We start from the raw sequence: 23319 nt of genomic DNA on the forward strand, positions 1-23319 counted from the left end.
GTGAACATGGGTCAAAGGGAAACTAACTAGATAATTTTCGCGACAAGTCCGAATCTCCAAGCGCTCTTTTTCGACTGCTCATGAACGGTTGTATCATCGACTAATAGACGCATGTCTCGACCACTATGTAAATGAATTTGGCAAAGCGGAGATCACTGATTGCACGTATTGGACGACCAGTACACCTGTTTTTTGTGCCCCGAGGGGTGTGGGGCACACTGCGTGCCTCGCGGAGCGAGTATGTTTAGTAAAAACGTCCTGTTCCACCTGACGTTCACCACCCGAGTTGCAAAGCGCGCTCAGTACGAAGTCCTCGAATTTTCAGTCGGTGCAGAGGGTGTTTGCGTTCGCAATACCAGTCACGCGAATCCAGTCGACAACGAATATCTCGTCACTGTTCACAACAGGATACCCATCGCTTGCGAATGCCCTGCAGATGACTGCTACAAGGGGGCGTGCAAACACCGCGTCGGAGTTGCAATTCGAACACCACTCTTGCAAGCGGCCACAGACCACTCCCTTGTCGCAGACGGTGGGATTCAAATCGAGAACGAACGTGAAACCCATGCAGACGACAGCCACAGTGCCCAGTCAAAGGTCTGTGACTGTGATGGGTTTGGTGGCTTTCCTTGTTGGCCCTGTGTGCGATCCGGGCGTCGCGATCTCTCGGAGGAATAACGGGTTTCGAGTGTGAGTTCGCATCATTCTAAGTTACATAGAATTGGATTTGAGTTGTACGCGGTATAGCAAGTGGTTCTCGTCGGAATCGTGCGGGCGGCGAGGGTAAGAAGGTGATCCACCGCATGGAAAAGCTAGGATACCTTCGACAAGGAGCGGAGATCGTCACTCATCGATCGTATCAGCCAGGATGAGTTGATCACCATCCTCAAGCTGTGTCGTCTCACAGTCAAGCTGTTGGGCGTGAATACCGTTCTTCATGACAACGAGGTCGCTCGGGTCGATGTCATAGTCCTCAGTCAAGTCTGATAACACGTCTGCAATGGTTGCACCGTCGCTGATACTCATGGTGAGTTGTTTATCATCGAGTTCGAATCGCACCGTCCCGTATGTTCGGACTTCGATCTGCATGACCAGACTACGAGTAGAGGACTCATGTTTGTTCGGGGAGCTTATTGGCAGTATACAAGTGCTCGCGAGACCAACCTTCGTTCAATGCATGTACGATGTCACTTCTTCGGGCCGCTCCGGGAGGTGGTCGGCAAGAAGACCGTCAAACGCGAGGTTGCCCCGGAGACGACAGTTGATAGTCTCCTCGCGACGATCGCCGACGACCATCCTGGGCTCGAAGAATTGCTGTTCGAGAACGAGGAGCTACGTGCATCGATGACGGTCACTCGGAACGGCAAGCATGTGATCTACCAAGATGGGCTCGACACTGAACTAGAAGCAGATGACGACATCCGTGTCACCCCATCGATTCAAGGTGGGTGATTAGTCGTCCGCGGTCGCGAAGCCGTCAACGTTGCTCTCGGGGACGGTTCCATCATCATTCCAGCCCCGCAGCTCGTAGTACTCCAGGATCGATTCCTGCAGATCTGGCAGATCATAGGGAAGACGGTCCTCTTCTGTGTCTATTCCGCGTTGATTGTTGAAGTGTCGCTCGAGTTCAATCACCTGCGAGCCCACCGTGAGCAATTCATCATAATCGGCCTCAAAGATCGTCTCCTTTTGTTCTTCGGTGAAGTAGTCGCCCGAGAACGCGCAGAAAATTCCGCTATCACGGATTGCGTGATGGTTCTCTTGTTCGATGAGGACTTCCGCCTTGCCTGCAGTCCCTTCAGGGTTAATCTCACCATCGTACTCGAGACCGAGCATCGTCGAGTACATATGGTCGGCGCCGCGGTTCGCGACAGCGTACGAAAGACCCTGTCCGTGAATAGCACGACCGTCGTGGGCTGCAAACTCCATGCCTTTCACCGTGAAGTTCTCCACATCAAGGTCATCGTGGGCCCGATTGACACCTTCTGCGAGTAGATCTCCCTCATCTTTCCGGTAGGCAATCTTTTCGACCAGCTCGTGCACACGTTCGGCGTTGCCGAATTCATCGTGGGCCGCGAGGTACGCGGCGACGCTGTTGCCACACGAGATGGTGTCCATCCCATAGATGTCGCATAGCTCGTTGGACTGCATCACGTCGACGACGTCGCCGATACCGCAGTTCGACCCGAACGAAAACACCGTTTCAAACTCCGGGCCCTCAGTCACGAGGCCGCGATCCTCGTCCTTGGTTGGAAGCTTACAGGCGAATGCGCAAACTGAGCAGGCTTCCTTCTTGTATTTTTTCTCCTCGACGGCGTCCCCGCCGATGTCCTCGACGTGTTCAAAGGACTGTTCGGAGAAGTACCGCGTCGGCAGTGAGAAGTTGTCGTTGATGAACTCCGTCCCCGAGGTGGTTCCCTGTCGCTTCATCATATCATCGGTGGTTGCTGCCTCCCTATGAAGCTCTGATTGGATGTCCTCATCGATCTCAACAGGCGGTTCTGAATCGCCACGGAAGGATACTGTCTTAACGTTTTTAGAACCGAGGACGGCACCGAGACCGCCGCGGCCGAACGCTCGGCTGTCATAGGTTATCGGACAGGCGAATCGGACGAGATTCTCTCCAGCAGGACCAATAGTGACGAGATTTTCACTCTCGAGTTCGTGGCGCTCGTTCATCGCGTCGGTGACTTCAGGCACGGTTGCTTGCGCAAGTTCGGATACTTCCTCGAACTCAACGCCCTCGTCAGTAATATGAATCGCAAGCAGCTCGTCGCTCGCGCCGATGATCTCGACGACGCTGTGCCCAGATGCGACAAAGTTCCGCGAGAGGTAGCCGCCCGCGTTGGTAGACAGCAGGCCATCGGTCAGTGGTGACAACCCAGTCATATTCATCCGACCGGTGAAACTCATCTGGGACTGCTGGAGCGGACCGGCCGAGATATATGCGCGATTCTTTGGACCAAGTGGATCAGCGTTAAATGGGATGCGATTGTGTGCGAGTTTTGTTGCAACTCCTCGACCGCCGATGAACTGTGAGAGGATGTCTCCGATGTCGGTCGTCGATGTGGACCGATCGCTCACGTCGATGGTGAGGAGGGATCCTTTCGCGTGAAGCATGCAAGATATAACGAACCACGATGACAAAAAGCCATAGGTTGCCGTTTTTATCTGGATTGCAGACGCTAAAACTTCGCCGTTTACGGTGGGGATACAGCGCCGTCATCGTCTTGCGTGCACGTGAGACTGCTACCCCGCAGGCCCACGAATCGGTACAGTTGGATGATAGAGCTGTGTCGAACCAGTGTGTCGGCAAGGTAAGTCATATGCACCAAGTTATTAACATATTGTTCATCTGTATTCATCGGTTACGTCTTCGAGGTGCACTTCTCCTTCCGGAACGCGGTAGGCCGCGACGACGGTTCGATCGGCGTCAGGCGAGTTCACGGTCTTGTCAACAGCGTAGCCGACGTACGTGCAGTCATCGCGGGTGAATTCGACGATGGAGTAGCCCCAGTTGTGGCTATCGAAGAACTCGATATGTGGATTCATTGCCGGAACAAGCCACGAAAACAACGGTTCGCTGATCTTGTTTCGCCACCCGCGGGTCAAGTGAAGCGCTTCGGCGACGTTGAGCGAGGTGACGGCGGGAGTCATGAACTCGACGCCGCAGCGCTCGCCTTGGGCGACACCCTCGCCGCCCGTGATGCGACCAGGATAGGAAGTTTGCTGATATGCGGCGACATAACAATGGAGATCGCCGGTGAGCGTGACGAAGTTGTCCACGTCCGCAGCGGCAACCGTCTCAATGATACGCATACGTTCGCGGGTATATCCGTCCCACCCTCCTTGAACCGGGTAAATTGAGAGCGGTCCAGACCCTAACCGAAATGGGACGGTCAGCACCTCGTCAGCCCACACCGTCCACGTTGTCTCAGATCCGGTAATCGTGTCGATGAGCCACTCACGCTGCTCGGTGCCGAGCATGGTTCTTCCAGGGGGTTCGCGATGCGGGCCGACATTGTCGACTGTGGGGATGGCTTCGCGTGGTGGATCCCGGAAGAGCCGCTCGTCAGTCAAGATCAGCGTCACGAGATCACCAAACTTGAATGACCGCCAGAGCTGAAACCGTTCTTGGAGTTTCTCGCCGTTCGGGTCGTAGTCAACGCGGGCAGGCATGAACTCCCACCATGCGTGCATCGCGTCGGCGATGAGTTTGGTCATGAACTCCGGATCGTCACCACGTGGGTGGTCGCCGGCAGGTGCGTCAGTCTCCTTGTCCCAGTAGAGATCGTTGATCATCTCATGGTCGTCCCAACCGGCGATAAGCGTGTGTGACTCCAACGCCTCCTGCAGGAACTGATCGCTGCGATACGTTCGATAGAGGTATCGATAGTCCTTGAGATCCCAGACACGGTGGTTGCCACTCGGTAGCGACTTCTCTCGATTGGGATAGTCGTAGGAGCCGAGACCTTTGAAATGGCCCGCATCGGACTCGTAGATGAAGTCGCCGACGTGAATGAGGAAGTCCACATCCTCTGAGGCGGCGTGGTGGTATGCGGGGAAGTAGCCGTTGAGGAAATTCTGACAGGCGAGCACCGCAAACCGTATCGACTCCGGCGAGTCTTCTGGGTGTGGCAGCGTTCGACACCGGCCGATTCGAGAGGCGACGTCGCGGTAGATGAATCGGTAATGGTACTCCCGATCTGGATCAAGGTTCCCGTCGAGATCCACCTTCACCGTGTAATCGTGGGCTCGAATCTCCACTGTATCCGTGATTAGTCCGTTATAGACGATTTCCTCCATCCCCTCGTCGTGCGCCACCTGCACGGCGAGCGGTTCCCCTGCAGTGAACACATCGGGGGCGATGCGTGTCCAGAGGATCACACCTGTTGAGGTCGGTCCGCCGCTCGCCACTGACTGTGGGAACGTTCCAGTCGGATCGGCCTGGGAGTCGAATTCGAATTCAGCCCCGCCGCCCGCGTCCATGGGATTGGTCGCCACTGCCAAGTCATGTGAGTCAAGTTCGGAGAGCAGTTCTGAATGGTCATCTTCTCCACGAGATGGCTCATCTCGTCCCTCCAAACCGAATCCGTTAGACATGACTTCCGCCTCGTAATGGAGCAGCTTTGCCGTTACGGCTATAATCTCTTCCTTTCACTCACGTCCAGTGACATCCTCCCACCGTAAACGGCGAGGTTTTAGCGCCTGCAATTAGATAACTACGCGATAGTGAGTGAACGAATACCTGCTGGAACCCTCCCAACGCTTGTCCATCCAGTAGTGGTCCGACGAAGGATGTAACCGCCCCGAGTTCCTGCGACTACGTCACTGTCATCAAGGGCCGTCCAGACAAGAAGAATTCTTGCGGTTTTCCTGGATACGAGACGGATTCAAAGGAATCTCCGCCATCAGTCGATTCGAACAGCGCCGCATCTGGCCCACGCTCGCCACCTCATGAGGGAGGAGGCGAACGGGCCGCTGCCGCATACAACCGCCCTCCGACAGCGAATGCTTCTCGGAAGTAGGTATGCTCGAGGTCAGCGTCAAGGTGCGTCCACGTTCGACCGGCATCACGCATGCGGTGAACCGCCTCGGGTCAAGGGCCGAGGCACGCTCGCTGTAATCCTGTAGAGTGATGGTTTGACTAGCAGTCGTCTTCGGAATCGCCTTCAGACGATGATTCTGTCGATCCCGAGGACTTCGTTTCTTCGCTACTCTGGGTATTGCCGTCATCAGGCTCATTACTTTCATCCGAAGATCCACTGTTCGAATCACCATCGTCGGATTCATCAGTCGTCGTCGAGTCGTCGTTTCCGTTCTCTTCGGTGGTGGTCGTGGTAGTGGTCATCACGGGAGTTTCTTCACTCATTACGACCATTTCTCCATCAGCTGTCAGGAGTGCGACAATATCTGTCTCGTCATTTCGAAGGACACTTCCCTCATAGTCAAACGTCACATCGGCATCTGCCATTTCTTCCGCGCCTGTTGCAACTGTCAGCGTTTCTCCCGCTGGGATTACAACATCATTCCCGAGTGGTCTCCTCTGGTTAGTGCCGTCATTTCCGTATTCGAACGCGACAATATACCCAGAGATATCAGCATCCTCACTTCCACTGTTCACGAAAACAACGTATTCTCCTTCGTAATTGACCTCTTGAATCCCGATGTTGAGATTTGATTGTCCGAATACCTGTGTTGTGCCGACCCCAATCGCCGCTACTGCTGCCATTGAGCTCAATATCTTTCTTCGAGCCGTTTGCATAACCAGGAGAATTATTCGATTGTACTATAATAAATGTTCGTAATGGATTTATTATCTTGTGTTCATCTACCATCGTATGGACGAAGACAGTCGCGCCATCCTTCCCAAATCGCATAGCAGTCTGTAGAACGTTGCTCTCCCTCATCTGATGGTCGACTTTGTCCCCCTTTTCCATTACTCTGAAGAGTCTGTCGTACAGTGAAAGTAAACGAAGACGGACACTGTATCCCCTCCCTCCTCGCTCGCTCGTTGAGGAAGGAGGCTTAGCGTCTTGCACCGCACAAGTTAAAGACAATGGCAAGCCTTGTAGCGAGCGCGAATCACGTGTGAGTCTGCTCTACTCCCAAACTGATTTTATCTGCGCCGGCGATGGGTGCCGGTGCACAAATGAGGTGTTGGATGATGGAGCTGTGCCGAACCAATGCGTCGGCGAGGTGAGTTACATGCACCAGGTAATTTACGCACTCGTGGAAGCATCGACTGAAGATACTGCACTTGCATGCGGAAAAGCGGTGTTCGACCGACTTATCGGAGCAGGCCCCGATAATGCTGCCATCTTTGACTACTACGTCACGTTTGACGACGAGCGGTCATCCGTTGCAGGGAAGGCTCGATGCGGCGAACTCCCGGTCGTCGCACCGGTCGACTCCGACGAAGGAACGGAACTCCTCGACCGTGGCTGGGAGGCAATCAGTCAGGAGTTCAAACGCAATCTCGAACGGGTGAGAACGGCGGTCAACGAGTTCAGTACAGACGAACTCATGCACGACAAAGATCTCGCCCGCCACGCCTGCTACAATCTCGGCGCATATCGTGGGCCGCCGCTCTACCTATACACCGAATTCGGCGACGCAATTCGCAATCGTGAACACCTTGATCACGTGCTCGATGCCGATGAGCAGGTGTGGATCATCCCGGCGGACGTCCACTACTAATATAGGATTGATAAGGAGCGAGACACTAGGAGAGCCTGCGGCGTCTATACGGACGCTGTAAGGCCACCATCGACACGGATGTTCTGTCCGGTGATATAACTTGAAGCAGGCGAGAGAAGGTATGCGACTGCGTCTGCAACCTCTGCGGTTTGTGCTGGTCGTCCCATCGGGATTCGCTTTCTCGTTTCCTCATCTACGTCGTAACTATCGACGAACCCGGGCTGAACCGTGTTCATCCGAATTCTGTCTGCTGCGTATTGGTCGGCGTAGAGTTTGGTAAAACTCCCGAGTCCAGCCCGAAGCACCGATGATACGGGGAACTCACTCGACGGCTCGAATGCCGAGAATGTAGAGATGTTCAGAATCGACCCGTGGCCTTGTTTTTCCATGATGGGTGTGACGAGTCGCGCCATACGGATAGTATTCAACAGAACGAGGTCTAACCCCGCGTGCCACTCCTCATCAGAGATTTCGAGGAGGTCGCCAGACGCCGGATGGCCTGTGTTGTTCACCACCGCGTCGAGACGACCGTAGCGCTCGTACGTCGTCTCAACGAGTGCCGCCAAGTCATCAGTATTTGTCACTGATCCTTCAAACCCATCTCCGCCGAGTTCGTTCGCAACCTCCACGGCGCTCCCCGACCGTGACAACAGAACCGGTGTGTATCCATCCTCAGTCAGTCGTCGTGCACAGGCCTCTCCGATACCGCTTCCTGCTGCTGTCACCACTGCTACTTTATCATCAGCCATTATACAACGACTAGCATGGTCACGTGCATAAAAACACTGCAACGCACACCTATTGCAGGTTCTTTCCTCATCGCTGTTCTAGATCTGTTCGTGTCGATTCCGGGGTGCAGACTGAGAGTCAAGTAGTCACCTCAATGAGGAGAATACCGACACTGCCGCAAACACAATTCTCATTGAGTAACAGAGAGAAATGAATATGTGTCGCGCTCAATCCGCCAGAGAATGTTCTCCGTTTCAAATCCCCGTGAGGTATGGCTCATCACGGTTGCCCACGCCGTCAATGAGTTCTATAGCGTCGCACTTCCACCAATTCTGCCGTTATTGGTAAACGACTTCGCTATTTCATACGGAGAGGCAGGAGCACTACTCACGGTCTTTTTCGCCACGTACTCGATCTTCCAATTACCTGCGGGCGTTCTCGCAGATCGAATTGGCCAGCGATGGCTCCTTGCCGCCGGGATGATCGTGTTAGCCACAGGCGTTCTCGTTGCTGCTGGAGCGCAGAACTATGGGACCCTTGTTATCGCCGAAATCATCGCTGGCGTCGGCGGTAGCACCTATCACCCAGCGGGGATGTCATTGATCAGTGACCTAGAGAGTGGCGATACTGAAGGAAAGGCAATGGGAATCCACGGTCTCGGCGGTGTCGTCGGAACCGCTCTCGCCCCAGCACTTGTCGGCGGCCTTGCGGCGCTTGTTGACTGGCGACTTGCCCTCACTGTCAGCGCAGCCGTTGGCATCGTCTACGCGCTTATCTTCCTCACTTTGTTCCACGACATCGATTCCACAGAGAGTACGCCTGTGATCGAATCCGACGGGGGAACTGACCCAAACGGGATCTCTGAGAAGACTACAGGCGACTCACCGAGTCGATGGTCAAATCCTACTGCGCTCATCTCAGTACCACTTGAGCGCTGGGTCGCGGTGCTGTTTCTCGCTAATCTCGCCATTGCAACCGAACTTGGTGCAGTTCGTACGTTCATCACTTCCTACCTCGTCGAACACATAGGACTGACCGCCACTATCGCCAACGGAATTTTCTTCATAATGCTCGTTGGGGCGGGTATCTCATCGCTCGGTGCAGGTACCCTCGCAGATGCCGTAGATCGACGAATGCTTGGCTTCGTAGCGATGGCGATTTCGACGGTTATCTTGGGTGCAACTGTACTTGTTCCACCGATCCCGATTGCACTGTTCATATGGTTCTTTTTGCTTGGTATTGTGATGTGGGCAGCTCTACCGACGATGAACGCGATCACGTCAGAATATTCTGAACGGTCATTTAGTGGGAGCCTCTTCGGTGTGATGCTAACAGCGGGATCGCTCGGCGGAGCGGTGGGACCACTGCTATTTGGCATCGTCGCCGAGCGATTCGGTATGGGCGCGGCATTTCCGTTTGTAGCGAGTGTAAGTGCGGTCGGCGCCATCGCTTTCCTCGCAATGCGGCGCATGTGATGGTGCAAAAGCACTTCTCGAAATCTACTCCACAGTTAGTATACGGCCAGTGAACTACTCCGCCCTACCGCGTTCGGGGCTACCCGCCCCTCACTTGGTGCGGACGGAGCTTCCTGTTTCTATGTCGGAACGTGCAGAAAGCGTTTCCACAGCGTTCACAAGAGCGAAGCTCTTGTGCGGCCCATCAGAACCGTCGGTTCTGAGGACGGTTCCAGACTCCGCAGGCGATTTCCCTTGACAGGCGGTTTGGAGTGTCCCACTCCTACCGGCTGGACACTCGACTGGCGCGACTAGTGCATGCGTGTTCTTGCATTCAAACACCGGACGTATTGCAGTGAGCGTCTTACTACCCCGGGCGCCAGCGACGGTAGTAAGGCTATGGCGGACAGTGGAAGTGACCAAAGACGGCGGGTGTATCCCCCCTACTTGCTCCCTTCGGTCGTTCCTTGAGGAAGGGGTCTTACCCGCCTGCAATTCAGATAACGTTCGATAATCGCCCCGCCAGTAAATTGGGAATTTTTCGGCCCCGAAGGGGTGCAGGGCGCTCGATAGAAGCGTCCGTTTCGAAAACCAATGACTTCGAGTACCAACCCTGCGGTGTCGTTTGACGACTCCGACACCCGACGTGACGAGATGCACAGGACGATCGAACGATGGATCGATGACCTCACCGCCTTGACTGACGAGGCGAGAGCGAGTCAACAGTTCCAGGACTGGTTGGATGTCCAATCGAAGTTCCACGATTATTCCCATCGAAACACGCTCTTGATTACCCTTCAGTGCCCGAACGCGACGAAGGTTGCTGGGTACAATACGTGGCGAACCGAGTTCGACCGGCACGTCCAGGAAGGCGAGAACGGAATTTGGATCTGGGCTCCGATCATCACGCAGCAGTGTCCCGAGTGTGAGAATTCACCGAGCTACCACGAGCACAGCGATTGCACATACGACGAATTGCCACCTGAAGCGTGGTCGAAAGGACTGGTCGGATTCAGACCCACTGCCGTCTTCGATATCTCCCAGACGGAGGGTGAACCGCTTCCCGAGTTGGAGACCGCGGCAACAGGAAACGCTGAGGATCTCGTGCCCGTCCTCCAAGACGCAGCCGGTGATCTCGGTATGACGGTTCGCATCGTTGACGCTGACGACTGGGAACACGGAGAAGCGAAGGGTGTCTGCAAACATCGGAGTCTATACGACCTCCAGCCAGTTGTGGAGGTGAAAGCTCGGGCAAATCACGCGGATCTCGCTGTGACCCTCATCCACGAATACGCCCACACATTGCTCCACTTCGATGTTGACGACGATTGTGAGCGGTCAAAACGCGAAGTTGAGGCGGAAGCCGTCGCGTACATCGTCGGTCGATACGTCGGGTTGGATACGAGTGGCTCAGCGTTCTACCTCGCAGCGTGGCAGGACGACGATTCGGATGCGATTCACGATCGACTTGGACGAATCCGTAGGACGGCAGCGAAGATTATCGAGGAAGTCGAACAGAGAAGGGAGTGAGTTTGGAACCGTCGGATTCGAGCGCCGAATGAGGCTTTATCTGGATTGCAGGCGGGTAAGATCCCTTCCTCAACGAACGAAGCGTGATAGTAGAAGAGTTGAAAACTCAAATCCTCGCACGCACTGCGCAGTGCGGACAAGTAGGCATGGGACGGGCCGAATCCACGCCTTTGGAGATTGAGACCGCTATGGATTCCCGGTGAATCTGCAAGTCTTATCGGTGAACGAGGAAGCCCCCACCTCAAGAAGCAAGGGGGTGAGTACCCCCGAGCGCGGTAGGTGGGGGTAGTTCACCACCGCGCCCATTCTCGCTATTCAGGTCGATAATCCGTCAGCCGAAGCTTCCCCTCAACCTCATAGATGTGGCCTCGCATGTAGAGCCATTCGATGATATCTTCGGCCGCGGGTTGCTCAAGCTCCTCACGGTCCTTGAGGATCGCGTACGCGTGCTCGTACGTGAGCTCTCCCTCACTTGGGAGTTCGCTCGCGAGTGCATCAAGCGATTCTTGCGCAAGTGGTGTGAGTGGCGGTCGCCGATTCGAGATCATAGATATAATCAAAGATGAGCACTGATAACGTAAATCCTCGGGACAAAACGCACGTTCGTCTCTGTGGTGGTTGTGATGATGTAAGGGGAACACACGGCGTGGTAGGATGGGTAGGGGCACAGAATCCACGCCGTGCACTGGGTTACTCATTGCTGTGAAGCATAGGGTGATAGAGATAGGTGGTGGGTGCTTCTACTGCCTAACGCTCGTCGTGCGTTAGTGACACAATCACAACATTTTTCCTGAGTATCCCAATGTAAAATTCACTGTTTTTCATCGCCAATAAGTATAGTAGCCCTCACTCAGTAGTATGATATTGAGTACCAATGGCACAGAGCAGGAACCGATTAGTCGAGCAGACGTCGCTCCCAGATGCACAGAGATGTCTCACCGAAGAAAAAGCCTACCTCCAAGCAGAAATCGATGCATTCGAGGACTTTCTCAACCGACTCGCCGAGATTCCGCCACATCCGTATCAAACTGACGGAGGACCACTCCACGACACGGTGTACTCGCAATCGCCACCCTCACACACATTCCAAGGGGCCGTCGAAACCGCATACTGTGAGACGGTTCTAGCAGTTGAACATTGGGATGATGCATATGGTGAGGAAACAGTCCTCGAGAGTATTACCAATGAATTCGGCGCCGATGTGGCAGCCGGACTGACCGGCGGGTCAGCAACTTGGTCACGGCTCTTATGGAACGAACTCCAGAGTGCAAGTGAAGTGGCCATCGAAACCCGTCAACAAACACTCCCGATACTCACAGTAGAACGGCAACAACTTGAGGATCTTTGCGAATCACTTGCCGAAATCGGGGATGAATTAGCGGCGATCGAACGAGGTGAGTACTTTTTTGCCGAGCGAAGCGATCGACTTACGACGATACAAGAGGAGCTTGAGGAGCTGACATACGACCAGCAAGTGTATCTCCGCCAGCGCAAACCATCGGATGAGGGCCTGTTCTCGTCGATTGTCTATGTAGACCTCGACACTGAGTATCCAGGGCTGGCGGCCCTCGCAACAGCGCGCCAGCTACTTGATCGGATCGAAGTTCACCACTGGGCAGGCAAGATCTAGTGGTGTATCGATCGTACTGGCACAACAAGGCAAGCAGCAATACCGCGTACAGCTTTCAGCATTCGGTAGGGTGGAGCCTCCTTCCTCACCGAACGAAGTGAGTCGGGAGGAGAGGAAACCCGTTCGAGAAGGCTTAATACACCCGAAACCGTATGATAATCTACTGCTGCCTTGGCACAAGCCCAAGACAGTAGGTGCCATGAGTAAACTGGCACCTGTGGTGCGGGAGTACCGCACCCTATATTCGGGAACGACGACCGCGAACGTGACGCCTTTGGCCTCTCCGTCCCCATTTTGGGGTAGAGCGAGAGAACACCGGGAATTAAATCGGCGGGACAATCCTCGTCGCCGGTCGGAATGGGACGTGTCAAAAACACACCCATGCCGGTGGCAGGACGGAAAGAGAAAGCCGGGCCGCGTCCATGCATGGGGTCGCGGGGCACACTGTCGTTGCGGTAAAGCCCCTCCCTCAAGGAGTGACCGACCGCCGTAAGGCGCGAGGGAGCGAGTAGGGCGGGGTAGTTTACTCAGGATACCGGAGTTCATAGACGTGCTTGCGAGCGTCCCGCAGGTTTACCTGCGACGTCATGAGGTCGGCGTCCTTTAATTGCTTTAACGCATACCGAGTCGTTCGATTTGGCAATAGGGTTTCTTTGGAGAGTTGGGCTTGGTCGAGTGGCGCATGGACATCAAGTTCTTTGGCGACGAGGTTTCCTCGCTACCGCAAAGATGAACCGTTCCTCGCTGAGCCGAATTCTTAACTTGATGGAAATCGAACTGCCTACTATCCATAATGTTTCCTCGAGATTCTGAAACCACGCCATTATCACCGATGGCAGAAGAAGCACTCACCCATCTTCGTGGCCGCTTTGAGCCAGATGAGTCATTTACCTACGAGCAAGCGAAACACGTGTTGCGAACACACGATATGGGACACCTCCTCGCCGACGATCTGCTTGAAACATTGTTGCTCCGGGGCTATCTCTATGAAGTCGACGATGACTTGCGCATCACGGAGTAACACCGTCAATCCAAGCACTTTCAGTGCCTGTTCACTGTTTCTTAACATAGTGGTCTTGTACTCAGACATCCAATCAAAAGAAAAATACATTAATTGACGGGTGGTCTGAGAATCTTACGCACCGATAGTCAGTTATCACCAAGTGATGCATCAATCGCATCATCGAGTCCATCGTCAAGTGAGATACGAAGAAATTCGTCCTGCTCTGACGCAGCAAGCGTTGCTTCGAATCGACGACGGTAGCGATGATCAACTGCAGTAGCAGCGCGCTCAGCTTCGATAACATTCCGATATTTCCGTACCGTACTCTTGCTCACACTAAGTGATTTCGCAATATCTGCTGTTGGAACGTCTTCACGGAGCAGGTCACGGAGTCGATCGAGATCAAAGGGGCTGTTGAAATCCGTTTCGCGGAACAACTGCAGGTGAATCCGAGCACGATTAACGGCTTTATCTCGACTGGCATTCCCCAACTCACGGGCGATCGCTGTATCTGAGTACCCATCAAAAAAGAGTTGGACGAGTTGCACCAACTCAGAAGTCGAAAGTGACGTTTGGAACGAGTATTCCGTCTCCATTTCTCGGATGATATCACCGAGGGTCTCATCGACAGCGGACGTATCATGGTGTACGCCGCGCGTTTCTTCTTGTGCTTCGGTGACTGTAGGATCGTCAGCGACATCCATGAAAATCTTCCGTAATCGGTCAGTTTTCTCGCTTTCAATATTGGTTTCGCTCATTCGTAATTGGGAGAGTTTGCGACTCGCAGCATATTACCCTGTCGGTTAGCACTGATACGCTTGCACCGAAAAAAGGCACAGAATCGTATACTAAAATAATAGTAAGTACTAAATAACTACTGCTTGTTTGAAGTACGTCAGTCACTTAAGAACGAGAGGCCGAGAGCAATAGCTCGACCAGATCTAACATCCCTAGTTTTCAGCGTTGCTGTCCATCACTCTTCATGATCGAGTACGGCGGCGACAGCAAATCGTTGCATGACACGCACAACTTCAACAGACACTATCTCCTCAGGTTCCGTCTCTGGGATAAAGAGGATATACCCTCGGTCAAGATAGGCGATACCATCACCTTCGGAACCAACATCCTCGATGGTGACCTCTCGTTGCTCACCCTCTGACACGGGTGGTGCAGACTGGGAGGGTTGAGGAGAGGTCGTAGTAGGTGATTCTCTTTGCCGAAGAATCGCGACGCGAACCGTGTCGTTTGGTGAAACCGTTCCGGTGTCGATTTCGGTGGCCGGAACTTCGATCACGTACTTGTCGTCGACTTGTGTCACCGTCCCACTGTAGAGGCAGTGCATGTTCTTGGGTATCTCAACCATGGACTATCGATTGCGGTTCATCTGTATAAAAGTAGGAGAGCGTTCACCACAGGATACGCTCTCTTGTCCAAAGTCGCGGATGTCTGTATTGGCGGTTGCCAGTTGAATTCTACAAGATTCGAAAGAGTGGTCGACAGAATTTGAGTCAAAGACAGTTCACGCGATAGTGTTTACCCATTGTCAATAGTAGAAGTCCAAAAGAAACGATCCAGAGGAGAGATAATGTGTACCACACCTTCAGAAACATCTCTTCCTTTTAATTTCTGTACTTTTCTTGGTTGATAAACCCGATTCTCACGATCTGAGAATTGGATGTCTGTTACTTGTACTCGCAGTCTAAACATCTTGCTAGACATGCTCACACAGGTTCCCAGTACCAGATAAACGACCGTCATTTCCTGACCAAATCCGCCACCATATCAGCGAGTGAGTCACCGGAAGTATGAATAAAAGCCGCAGTCACAAACGGAAAAACGCCACTGAACGGGTTGATACAGCAGCAGAAGAGAGTGACGAACTAGCCTGTCCAGAATGTCAATCTAGCGTCGTCAATGATGCCGAACGCGCCGAACAGCACTGCGAATCCTGTGGACTTGTCGTTAGCTCCGATGCAATTGATCATGGGCCAGAGTGGCGTGCATTCACCCCTGAAGAAAAAGACTCTCGCAGTCGCGTTGGGACGCCGACTACACACCGCCTCCACGATAAGGGATTGAGCACGATCATCGACTGGCGGAATAAGGATGCGTCCGGAAAGTCACTCGGCACACGAAAGCGCAAGCAGATGCAGCGGCTCCGTACTTGGGATGAGCGCTTCCGAACAAAGACCAATCAGGAACGCAATCTCAAACAAGCACTTGGCGAGATCGACCGCATGGGGAGCACCCTTGAGTTGCCTGAACACGTCCGAGAAACTGCAGGTATCCTGTATCGACGCGCTCTGGAAGAGGAACTCCTGCTAGGCCGGTCGATCGAAGGGATGGCATCAGCATGCCTTTATGGGGCCGCTCGACAAGCCGGTATCCCCCGAAGTCTGAGTGAGATGAGTGACGTAAGCCGGGTGGAGAAGCGTTGTATCCAACGCGCGTACCGGTATATCGTACAAGAACTCGAACTTGAGATTGCCCCGACGAATCCGAAAGAGTACGTTGGGCGGTTCACCTCAAAACTCGATCTGAGCGAAGAAACCGCACGCGTCGCGCGAGATCTTCTCGAAACGGCGATAGCACAGGGCGTACACAGTGGAAAGAGTCCAGTGGGGCTTGCGGCATCTGCTATCTATGCTGCGTCCCACCTGACAAATGAATCAGTGACCCAACAATGCGTTAGTGAGGTCGCACAGGTAAGCAAAGTCACCATCCGGGATCGGTATCAAGAACTCCTTGATGTTCAAACCAACAATTGATTAGGAAATATATGACAGAAAATAAAAAATCGGTTTCTGACGGGATGAGCGATCTCGGAATAACAATTCTTGAAACGCTGAACGCACGTGGGCGCCTCCATGTAATGGATATCGCTGCGGAAATCGATGAGCATCCTGTCTCAATCGACCGAATGTGTAACGATCTTCAGAAACAAAAACTCGCTAGGATGTGTAGTGGTGGTGTTTATACCCTTACTGAACGCGGAGAGCGTGTTTGTGAAGGATGAATTGACGCCACGTTCCGTTTTGGTTTGATGCAAGGAGAACCCACGGCGTAGAGGGATGGGGTAAGAGCACAGAATCCACACCGTGCAGTAGGTTATGGCGATACCAGCTCCCTCTTCGAAGGTAATGAATTAAGAAGTCAGTCAACCAAAGCGGAAGAAAACTGAATGCAGAAACACTTACAATGAGGAAAAGAGCTATAGGTGATGTTTGGTAGGACTCTATCCAAATACACCGTATCCCTCTTCACGCATTAATTCGGCAACTCTCTCGGGATTTTGAAACGCAAACAACAACGCTGCCTCTCGAGCATCAGTCTTTGCGACCTCGCCGACATCGAGCTCGTCGGAAAGTTTGTTTCGGAACGTCGGCTTGTCGTTAGCTACTGTGTCTCGGACGTGTAGCTCAATTCGCTTGTCTCTTTCATCCCCGATCTTACTACGGCGAATATAGTATGGATACTCCTCCGATGCTGTATCCGTGACCTGCTTCAAGTCTGATTGGTTGTTTCCTCCAGTGGTGGCTTGTTCCATCGATTGTTCAGTTGTATCTCCCGACGTTTCTTTTAGTGACCCTTCTTTGTCCGATACTGATTCTTCCTCTGCTCGCTCCTCAACGCCGTTCTGCTCTTCTGCCTCGCTGGTCTCGTTATCGTTGCTCTCGAAATCCAGATTTCCGGAACCTGATTTAAATGATTTTGTCATGCTTCGGCCACCTCTATTTTCTTCTGGTCACGGAGGTCGATCGTTCGTGTTCCCTGTCCGTCAAAATCGATTTCGAGCACTGGATCAATGTCCATCTCGAAGGTATCGGTTGCAACGAACGCCGCGAGTTGATAGAGATCTACCAGCGTCTCGACCTCGCGGTCTCGAATCTTCCGAACACCGGGTTTGCTGCCACCGCTCTCACTATCGTCGTCGATGGTCTTCCAGCGTTCCTCAATAACTTTAAACGTTGACCCGCGTGCCTCCCACATGTCGTCCATCATGCTTTCGCGGTCTCCGATGACGACTGGGGTATCGAAGGCGTCGCTATTCTCAAAGTAGCGAAGGTATTGTTTATGGGCGTTTGTTCGGCGCACGCCCGACGGAACGACGCACGAAAGACCGATTTCGATGTCGAGGTTGGTCTGCATATTCACGACGAGTTCCTCTAACCCATCGAGGCTTAGACTGCCCTTCCCAGCTGGCTTGACGGGTGCGATGAGTGTCCGCATCGCATATATCGCATTGTAGAGTAAGTCCTCGGCTCGGGCGTTCGGGTCGATGAGAATCGCATCATACTCTTCGTGTAAGCTTTCTTTTTCCCATAGTAGTCGGTACAGTAGCTCGTAGCGAGGGTATTCATCCGCATTGATGTTCTTCATCCCGCTTTCGTAGGAGATCTTCTGCTCGAGATTTGACGTAAAATCTCCGAGCATGTCGTGGCTTGGAATCAGGTCGACACCCTCGTCGCTTGTCTCGATGAGATCTTCGAACGGACCGTCCGGCATCTCAAGAATGTGTTTGACCAGGTTGTCTGCCTCGGGATCGCTACGATTCTCGCCAGCGTCAAACAGGCTCGTCAGGTTCCCTTCTTGTGGATCGAGGTCGATGACCAGTACATCGAGTCCCATTCGAACTAGCGGCACGGCCAGATTGGCGGTAAGCGTCGTTTTGTATGTCCCACCGGATTCCGAATAGACGACTGTGGTTATCATCTTGATTGTCTGTTCTACCTTTCTATTACATAAATCTACGTCAGACGTCTGTAACATACTACCATGGCGGTAATATGTAATAGACATACGTACTGCACGACTGTAACGACTATCTGTAACGGACGTCTGTATCTGATATCTGTAACAAATTCTTGTAGCAGTTAGCTGTGGTTTATTCCTGTTTAGGATAACTGCTACGGTAGTCTGTTACAGATAATGTAGACAACTATCTATAACAGATATAGGGGGTGTCTTGGTTTCCAGAGCAGGGAGTCGGTAGGAAGCGGAGCAGCGATGATCGAATACATCGTCAACATGGGAGGCGCTTACAGTGAGGTCGCTCGTCCTGTCTGAAGATGATTATAAATATATGAGAGTTGCAGATAGAGTAATTAAGAGCATGGTCTGGAGGATTGTAGTGCAGTCGTTCAGCGGCAACTAGCTACTATCTGTTTTCGCCCGGAATTTACTAAATTCGTAGTCGGCGGGGGTTTTGTGCTTCGTAGAAAGCACTACCCCGGCCGATTCCACTTCCGCTTATGATTTTAAGTAGATCTCACTGAGTGGGATAGAAAGAATGGGTTTCGAAATAAATTACACAATGTTCAAAAGGGTCGATGTACGCTTGTGCGCGAATAGGTGACATCGAAATTCTCGTCTAACAGCTGTTGTACAAGTGACACACTCCATTCCTCAACGTCGTAGCCGGCGTATGTAGGTGAATCATGTAGTAGTTGGGAGACTTCAAATTGTTCTTCGCGATTGAGTTTCGGCGGGCGACCGGGACGGATCTTATCGCTGGTTGCGTAGCGGACAGAGTCTTCTTCAAATCATTGGAGCCAGTTGTACACGGTCTTGCGTGAGAGGCCGTACCACTCGGCCACATCCGTCTGCGAGACACCCTGTTTGCAGGCGATTGCGACTATGAGCCGCTTCGTTGCGTGGCCGTCATCAACATTATCGAGGTGTTTTCAGTCAGCAATTCAAACAGTTTCTAAGAGGATTCTCACGAAGGACGGCAAGAATTCGTGTAAATAATATTGGATCAATATGGAGATCTCCAGTGATTGTTCCGTTGGGTCAGCAACGTTCGACAAACCAAATAGACGAAATCAAGCGTACGCTGAATGGGAAACTCGACCGCCAGTGACCCAAGGATCATCTGAACTTAGAGTAAAGATAATCCTTCCACGCGTGGCGTGTTGTTCTCCGCCATATCAGAGATGTGGTGACGTAGTTCTAATAGTTGGTCGACGTACTATTCGAACTTGGAAGAACTGGTCGAGGGCGAGGAGATCACGTCTTTCTTCAAGCGACTCCTCAACGAAAAGCCCTGGCCCTCGATCGCAAACTCGGTCGGAAGAAAGCGACTTGGGCCGGTAGAAGGACGCGTCGCTGCCCTCCACGAGGAGAGTACTGAGCAAGACATCAGAGACTCCGACTTACCGTCCAGTTTCATCGATCGAAGGTAGCTCACTACGCGCTCGGCCGCTGCTTCAATCGTCATCGGCTCCGTCACAACCACCATTCACAGAGAGGGTCGGCGGTGTTGCGTCAGTCACTGCGACATCGCACGCACCGACCTCAGCGTCACCGAGGAACCACGTCGCGTCCGCCGGTGCCGCGACCGTCAGAGGTTCGTCGCGGAAGTTGGCGATCCACGTCAGTCCGTTGCGTCGCATAAACCGGATCTGCTTCGGGAGCGGCTTCGTGGTCTCGACACCCGCCCGGTCGAGCAGATCACCGACAAGCCTACTCGCGAGGTCGGAGTCAGGCCACGTCCCGATGTAGACCGCATTGCCGTCACCTACGGTGTTGTGGACGATCGCCGCCTTGCCGTCGGCGCGTTCGCCCTCATAACGACCCAGTACGTCGCAGCTCTCGGCGGCCGGAGAGAGCCACTCGTTCCAGACGCTGCAGTTGAATTGCTGCCCATCGTAGGCGACCTCGCTTTCCAGTTTGGCGGGGATACTCTCGTGCTGGTCGATATCGGCACCAACCAAGTCACGGAGTGGACCAGGCTGAGGTGCGTTGTGGAGCTTGTTGTACGGGTCTTTGACCCCTGATCGCATGGTCATGAGGAGTTCTCCGCCCTCGTCGACATAGGCGTTGAGGTGGGTCGCGAGGTCGGTGGAGGCAAGATACAGCGTCGGCGCGATAACTGCGTCGTAGCCTGCAAGGTCAGCGGTCGGCGGAATAACATCGACCGACACCGACCGTTCACGCAGAGCACGATAATAGGTGTTTAGGTGTTGCCAGTAGTCGAAATCCGGCGTGTTACACTCGATCCCGATTGCCCAAGCGTTGTCGTAGCTGTGGAGAACCGCGACCTCGGTGACGGGGAGCGTAAGACTTCCATCGTCTCCAGAACTGCCGTCGTTGCTCTCACCGAGCTTGGTGAGATCCGCCGCGGCCTGCATTGCGTCCTGGAGACCGGCATCAGGCGAGCCGTCCTGTGCAAGGAGACCACTGTGGTACTGCTCCTGACCCATCTGGCACTGTCGCCAGCGGAAATACGAAACCACGTCGGCACCGTGAGCAGTTGCGTAGTGTGCCCACAGTCGCATCGCGCCGTCGGCAGGCTGGGGGGAGTAGGGTGGCCAATTGATGTCGCCCGGTTGCTGTTCCATCACCCAGAACGGTGCATTGGCAGCACTGCGATAGATGTCGTGATCAAGGCCGATCTGATCCGGGTCGCCAGTACGGAGTTCCGCGCGGGAGACCTGTTTGCGCTGAACCTGGACGTGGCCCGTCGGATAGGAGTCCCACGACGCGAAATCAAGGTTCGCACAGAGATCATAGGCGTCCAGCGCCTCGAAATGAGACATGAAGTTGTGCGTGACGAACCAGTCGCTGTTGGCTTCGCGCAGGAGTTCCGTCTGAAGCCGATTGTACTTGACGACGCTGTCGCTCGAAAAGCGATAGTAGTCTAGTAGCCGCGCCGGATGGTGGGCGGCGGTTGTGTGTCGGGGAGGATCTATCTGAGCGAAGGAATTCAGATCTTGACTCCAGAACGCCGTCCCCCACGCCTCGTTGAGACGGTCGATATCGCCATACTTCTCGCGTAGCCACTGCCGAAACGCGCTCGCGCAGTCGCTACAGTAGCACCGAATTGTGCCATGACAGCCGAATTCGTTATCCGTCTGCCAGCCCGCGACGACGGGGACGTCTGCGAACCATCCGGACAGTTTGCGGATGATCCGGCGACTCTCGCGCCGATAGACCTCCGAGTTGAAGCAGTAGTGGCGGCGACCGCCATAGTGTCGAATTATCCCATCAGCTTCCTCCTGCAAGATTTCGGGATGCTCGTCGACGAGCCACTTCGGTGGGGTCGCGGTCGGAGTACAGAGAACCGCCCGCATGCCGTGACTGTCGACGAGTGAGATTGCTCGCTCCAGCCATTCGAAGTCGAACTCATCGGGTTCGGGTTCGAGCCGCGACCAAGCAAATTCGCCCATCCGGATGTACTCGATGCCCACCGCTGCCATCTGTTCGATGTCGTCCTCTATTCGCTCCGACGGCCAGTGCTCCGGGAAGTAGCAGACGCCAATGCTCATGTTACGAATAGTCTTGTGATGGGATTAAAGAAGAGTGTTTCGTCCCGTTTCAGCATAATTCAAGGTGGAGCCTCCGGCCTCAAGGAGCGACTGAAGGGAGCGAGTAGGCCGGAGAGGAAACCGACAGAGTCTGACGCAACCGGCACACTCCACCCGACCGACTTCCCAACGTTCAAATACCGTCGGATTCTCTCTGAAGTATGGAGGTGCGCCGAACTGCCGTTGTGAAACTCACCGTTTCCGACGAGCAACGCGACGCACTCCACCGAACCGCCGAGCAATACTTGTACTGTGCGAACCGAACCGCCGAGTTCTGTTGGTCGGACACGTCGTTCACCGAGTGCAAGACCAACAAACGGCAGGTCCGAGACGCACTCTACTCCGACCTCCGTGAGGAAACGGATCTGCAGGCACAACTCGTCCAAGCCGCGATACGCCGCGCCGTCGAAGCCGTCAAAGGCGTTGTCGAGCGGTGGAAGAAAGGACAGCGCGTCTCGCGCCCGACATTCACCGCTGAAACGATGGACTACGACACGCGGAGCGCGACCTTCTATCGAAATAAAGCGTCGCTGGCGACAGTGGACGGGCGGGTCGAACTTCCGTTCGTTCTCCCGGCAGACAGTCCGACGCCCTACGAGCGGTTCGTTCTCCCCGAGGACTACGAGTTCCGCAAGAGTACACTTCGGTACGACTCGGCAACCGACGAGTTCTACTTCAATATCTCGACGCGGAAATACGAATTGGATAGCGACGACGCCGCGGGTTCGGTCGATACTGGGCACCCTGACCAAACGGTCCTCGGTATCGACCTCGGCGTCAACAGCCTCGCCGTCTCCTCTACCGGCACGTTTTGGCAGGGTGGTGACTACGACCACTGGTGCCGCGAGTTTGAGAAGCGACGTGGAAAGATGCAACAGCGCGGAACGCAAGCCGCGCACAACGCCATACTCCGACTCGGGAAGCGCGAAGAAGCATGGCGGAAACAGTACATCCACGTCGTTGCGAACGAACTTGTTTCGGAAGCCATCGAACATGATTGTGACGTTATCGTGTTTGAGGACCTGACCGACGTTCGAGAGCGGCTTCCACACGCGAAGTGGCACCACGTCTGGGCGTTCCGACGCCTCTACGAGTACGTGAAGTACAAGGCACCTGAGAAAGGAGTCTCCGTGGAGCAAGTCGCGCCGAACCACACGTCTCAACGCTGTTCTCGGATGGACTGTGGGTTCACGCACGAGGATAACCGTCACGGAGAACGCTTTTGTTGCCAGAAGTGCGGATACGAGGTCAACGCAGACTTCAACGCAGCGAAGAATATCGGGCTACGCTACGCCCGAAAGCGAACACACAGACTCCGTTCCTCGCCCAAGTCGGGGGGTGGAGACGCACAAGTAGACGTGTGTGTGAATGGTGGGACGTTGAACGGCGAGAGTCACCGGCCTATCGCTGGCGACTGATTGCCGGGAGTCCACATCAAAGCCCCACCCACAAGGACCGAGGCGC

24 protein-coding genes are annotated in these 23319 nt (G+C 54.0%); 11 read left to right on the forward strand and 13 right to left on the reverse strand.

All coding sequences use genetic code 11. From position 1 onward, the window contains the following. The first annotated feature begins 240 nt into the window (after window positions 1–240). Entirely contained in the window at window positions 241–678 is a 438-nt protein-coding gene (locus LIW51_RS29890; protein ID WP_227379174.1) for an SWIM zinc finger family protein, read from the forward strand. Window positions 679–843: 165 nt separating this feature from the next. Here the strand turns inward: LIW51_RS29890 and LIW51_RS29895 are convergent, their stop codons facing one another. After that, entirely contained in the window at window positions 844–1089 is a 246-nt protein-coding gene (locus LIW51_RS29895) for a MoaD/ThiS family protein (RefSeq protein ID WP_227379175.1), read from the reverse strand. A gap of 84 nt (window positions 1090–1173) precedes the next feature. On the opposite strand from LIW51_RS29895, the gene LIW51_RS29900 reads away from it, so the two are divergent. Next, the gene (locus tag LIW51_RS29900) at window positions 1174–1452 is read left to right on the forward strand and encodes a ubiquitin-like small modifier protein 1 (RefSeq protein ID WP_227379176.1); all 279 of its coding nucleotides are present in this window, start codon (window positions 1174–1176) and stop codon (window positions 1450–1452) included. Here the strand turns inward: LIW51_RS29900 and LIW51_RS29905 are convergent, their stop codons facing one another. From LIW51_RS29905 to LIW51_RS29915, 3 genes are all read right to left on the reverse strand, one after another. Then, window positions 1453–3120 (reverse strand): aldehyde ferredoxin oxidoreductase C-terminal domain-containing protein, encoded by a 1668-nt coding sequence (locus LIW51_RS29905; protein ID WP_227379177.1) that lies wholly within the window; start codon window positions 3118–3120, stop codon window positions 1453–1455. Between the two features lie 231 nt (window positions 3121–3351). Then, a complete protein-coding gene (locus LIW51_RS29910) occupies window positions 3352–5103 on the reverse strand; it encodes an alkaline phosphatase D family protein (RefSeq protein WP_227379178.1) in 1752 nt (583 codons plus the stop codon). A gap of 544 nt (window positions 5104–5647) precedes the next feature. Then, window positions 5648–6232 (reverse strand): lamin tail domain-containing protein, encoded by a 585-nt coding sequence (locus tag LIW51_RS29915; RefSeq protein ID WP_227379179.1) that lies wholly within the window; start codon window positions 6230–6232, stop codon window positions 5648–5650. A gap of 476 nt (window positions 6233–6708) precedes the next feature. On the opposite strand from LIW51_RS29915, the gene LIW51_RS29920 reads away from it, so the two are divergent. Further along, on the forward strand, window positions 6709–7200 hold the full coding sequence (locus LIW51_RS29920) for a DUF7995 family protein (RefSeq protein ID WP_227379180.1): 492 nt from the start codon (window positions 6709–6711) through the stop codon (window positions 7198–7200). A gap of 44 nt (window positions 7201–7244) precedes the next feature. Here LIW51_RS29920 and LIW51_RS29925 read toward each other — a convergent pair whose 3' ends face one another. Further along, window positions 7245–7949, reverse strand: a complete 705-nt coding sequence (locus tag LIW51_RS29925) for an SDR family oxidoreductase (RefSeq protein WP_227379181.1) — start codon at window positions 7947–7949, stop codon at window positions 7245–7247. A gap of 222 nt (window positions 7950–8171) precedes the next feature. Here LIW51_RS29925 and LIW51_RS29930 point away from each other — a divergent pair, with 222 nt between their 5' ends. After that, on the forward strand, window positions 8172–9404 hold the full coding sequence (locus LIW51_RS29930; RefSeq protein ID WP_227379182.1) for an MFS transporter: 1233 nt from the start codon (window positions 8172–8174) through the stop codon (window positions 9402–9404). 573 nt (window positions 9405–9977) lie between these two features. After that, window positions 9978–10913: an ArdC-like ssDNA-binding domain-containing protein gene (locus tag LIW51_RS29935; protein ID WP_227379183.1), complete on the forward strand. Its 936-nt coding sequence runs from the start codon at window positions 9978–9980 to the stop codon at window positions 10911–10913. A 311-nt stretch (window positions 10914–11224) separates the two neighbouring features. Here the strand turns inward: LIW51_RS29935 and LIW51_RS29940 are convergent, their stop codons facing one another. After that, window positions 11225–11461 (reverse strand): hypothetical protein, encoded by a 237-nt coding sequence (locus LIW51_RS29940; RefSeq protein ID WP_227379184.1) that lies wholly within the window; start codon window positions 11459–11461, stop codon window positions 11225–11227. A gap of 326 nt (window positions 11462–11787) precedes the next feature. On the opposite strand from LIW51_RS29940, the gene LIW51_RS29945 reads away from it, so the two are divergent. Both LIW51_RS29945 and LIW51_RS29950 read left to right on the forward strand, forming a co-directional pair. Further along, window positions 11788–12543, forward strand: coding sequence for a DUF7260 family protein (locus LIW51_RS29945; RefSeq protein WP_227379185.1), 756 nt, complete (start codon window positions 11788–11790; stop codon window positions 12541–12543). A gap of 832 nt (window positions 12544–13375) precedes the next feature. Continuing rightward, window positions 13376–13564: a hypothetical protein gene (locus LIW51_RS29950; protein WP_227379186.1), complete on the forward strand. Its 189-nt coding sequence runs from the start codon at window positions 13376–13378 to the stop codon at window positions 13562–13564. Between the two features lie 128 nt (window positions 13565–13692). Here LIW51_RS29950 and LIW51_RS29955 read toward each other — a convergent pair whose 3' ends face one another. Together LIW51_RS29955 and LIW51_RS29960 are read right to left on the reverse strand one after the other, a co-directional pair. Continuing rightward, window positions 13693–14304 (reverse strand): response regulator receiver protein, encoded by a 612-nt coding sequence (locus LIW51_RS29955; protein ID WP_227379187.1) that lies wholly within the window; start codon window positions 14302–14304, stop codon window positions 13693–13695. Between the two features lie 215 nt (window positions 14305–14519). Continuing rightward, window positions 14520–14909 (reverse strand): TRAM domain-containing protein, encoded by a 390-nt coding sequence (locus LIW51_RS29960; RefSeq protein WP_227379188.1) that lies wholly within the window; start codon window positions 14907–14909, stop codon window positions 14520–14522. A gap of 442 nt (window positions 14910–15351) precedes the next feature. Here LIW51_RS29960 and LIW51_RS29965 point away from each other — a divergent pair, with 442 nt between their 5' ends. Both LIW51_RS29965 and LIW51_RS29970 read left to right on the forward strand, forming a co-directional pair. Next, entirely contained in the window at window positions 15352–16314 is a 963-nt protein-coding gene (locus tag LIW51_RS29965; RefSeq protein ID WP_227379189.1) for a transcription initiation factor IIB, read from the forward strand. An 11-nt stretch (window positions 16315–16325) separates the two neighbouring features. Beyond that, entirely contained in the window at window positions 16326–16562 is a 237-nt protein-coding gene (locus LIW51_RS29970) for a helix-turn-helix domain-containing protein (RefSeq protein WP_227379190.1), read from the forward strand. 219 nt (window positions 16563–16781) lie between these two features. On the opposite strand, the gene LIW51_RS29975 is transcribed toward LIW51_RS29970, so the two are convergent. The 4 genes from LIW51_RS29975 to LIW51_RS39580 all read right to left on the reverse strand — a co-directional run bounded on the left by LIW51_RS29975 (window position 16782) and on the right by LIW51_RS39580 (window position 19185). After that, window positions 16782–17264 carry a DUF7970 domain-containing protein gene (locus LIW51_RS29975; protein WP_227379191.1) on the reverse strand — a complete coding sequence of 161 codons (483 nt, stop codon included), beginning with the start codon at window positions 17262–17264 and terminating at the stop codon, window positions 16782–16784. Then, a complete protein-coding gene (locus LIW51_RS29980; protein WP_227379192.1) occupies window positions 17261–18259 on the reverse strand; it encodes a ParA family protein in 999 nt (332 codons plus the stop codon). The genes LIW51_RS29975 and LIW51_RS29980 overlap by 4 nt, the downstream gene beginning before the upstream one ends. Window positions 18260–18864: 605 nt before the next feature. Then, window positions 18865–19050: a helix-turn-helix domain-containing protein gene (locus LIW51_RS39575; RefSeq protein WP_227379501.1), complete on the reverse strand. Its 186-nt coding sequence runs from the start codon at window positions 19048–19050 to the stop codon at window positions 18865–18867. A 39-nt stretch (window positions 19051–19089) separates the two neighbouring features. Continuing rightward, window positions 19090–19185: a helix-turn-helix domain-containing protein gene (locus LIW51_RS39580; RefSeq protein WP_227379502.1), complete on the reverse strand. Its 96-nt coding sequence runs from the start codon at window positions 19183–19185 to the stop codon at window positions 19090–19092. Window positions 19186–19527: 342 nt separating this feature from the next. On the opposite strand from LIW51_RS39580, the gene LIW51_RS29995 reads away from it, so the two are divergent. Then, entirely contained in the window at window positions 19528–19731 is a 204-nt protein-coding gene (locus LIW51_RS29995; protein ID WP_227379193.1) for a hypothetical protein, read from the forward strand. A 24-nt stretch (window positions 19732–19755) separates the two neighbouring features. Here the strand turns inward: LIW51_RS29995 and LIW51_RS30000 are convergent, their stop codons facing one another. Continuing rightward, window positions 19756–21816, reverse strand: a complete 2061-nt coding sequence (locus LIW51_RS30000; protein WP_227379194.1) for a beta-galactosidase — start codon at window positions 21814–21816, stop codon at window positions 19756–19758. A gap of 200 nt (window positions 21817–22016) precedes the next feature. On the opposite strand from LIW51_RS30000, the gene LIW51_RS30005 reads away from it, so the two are divergent. After that, on the forward strand, window positions 22017–23273 hold the full coding sequence (locus LIW51_RS30005) for an RNA-guided endonuclease InsQ/TnpB family protein (RefSeq protein ID WP_227379195.1): 1257 nt from the start codon (window positions 22017–22019) through the stop codon (window positions 23271–23273). Window positions 23274–23319 lie beyond the last annotated feature (46 nt).

Origin of the sequence: Haladaptatus halobius (assembly GCF_020618475.1) — an archaeon.
Taxonomy (GTDB): Archaea; Halobacteriota; Halobacteria; order Halobacteriales; family Haladaptataceae; genus Haladaptatus; species Haladaptatus halobius.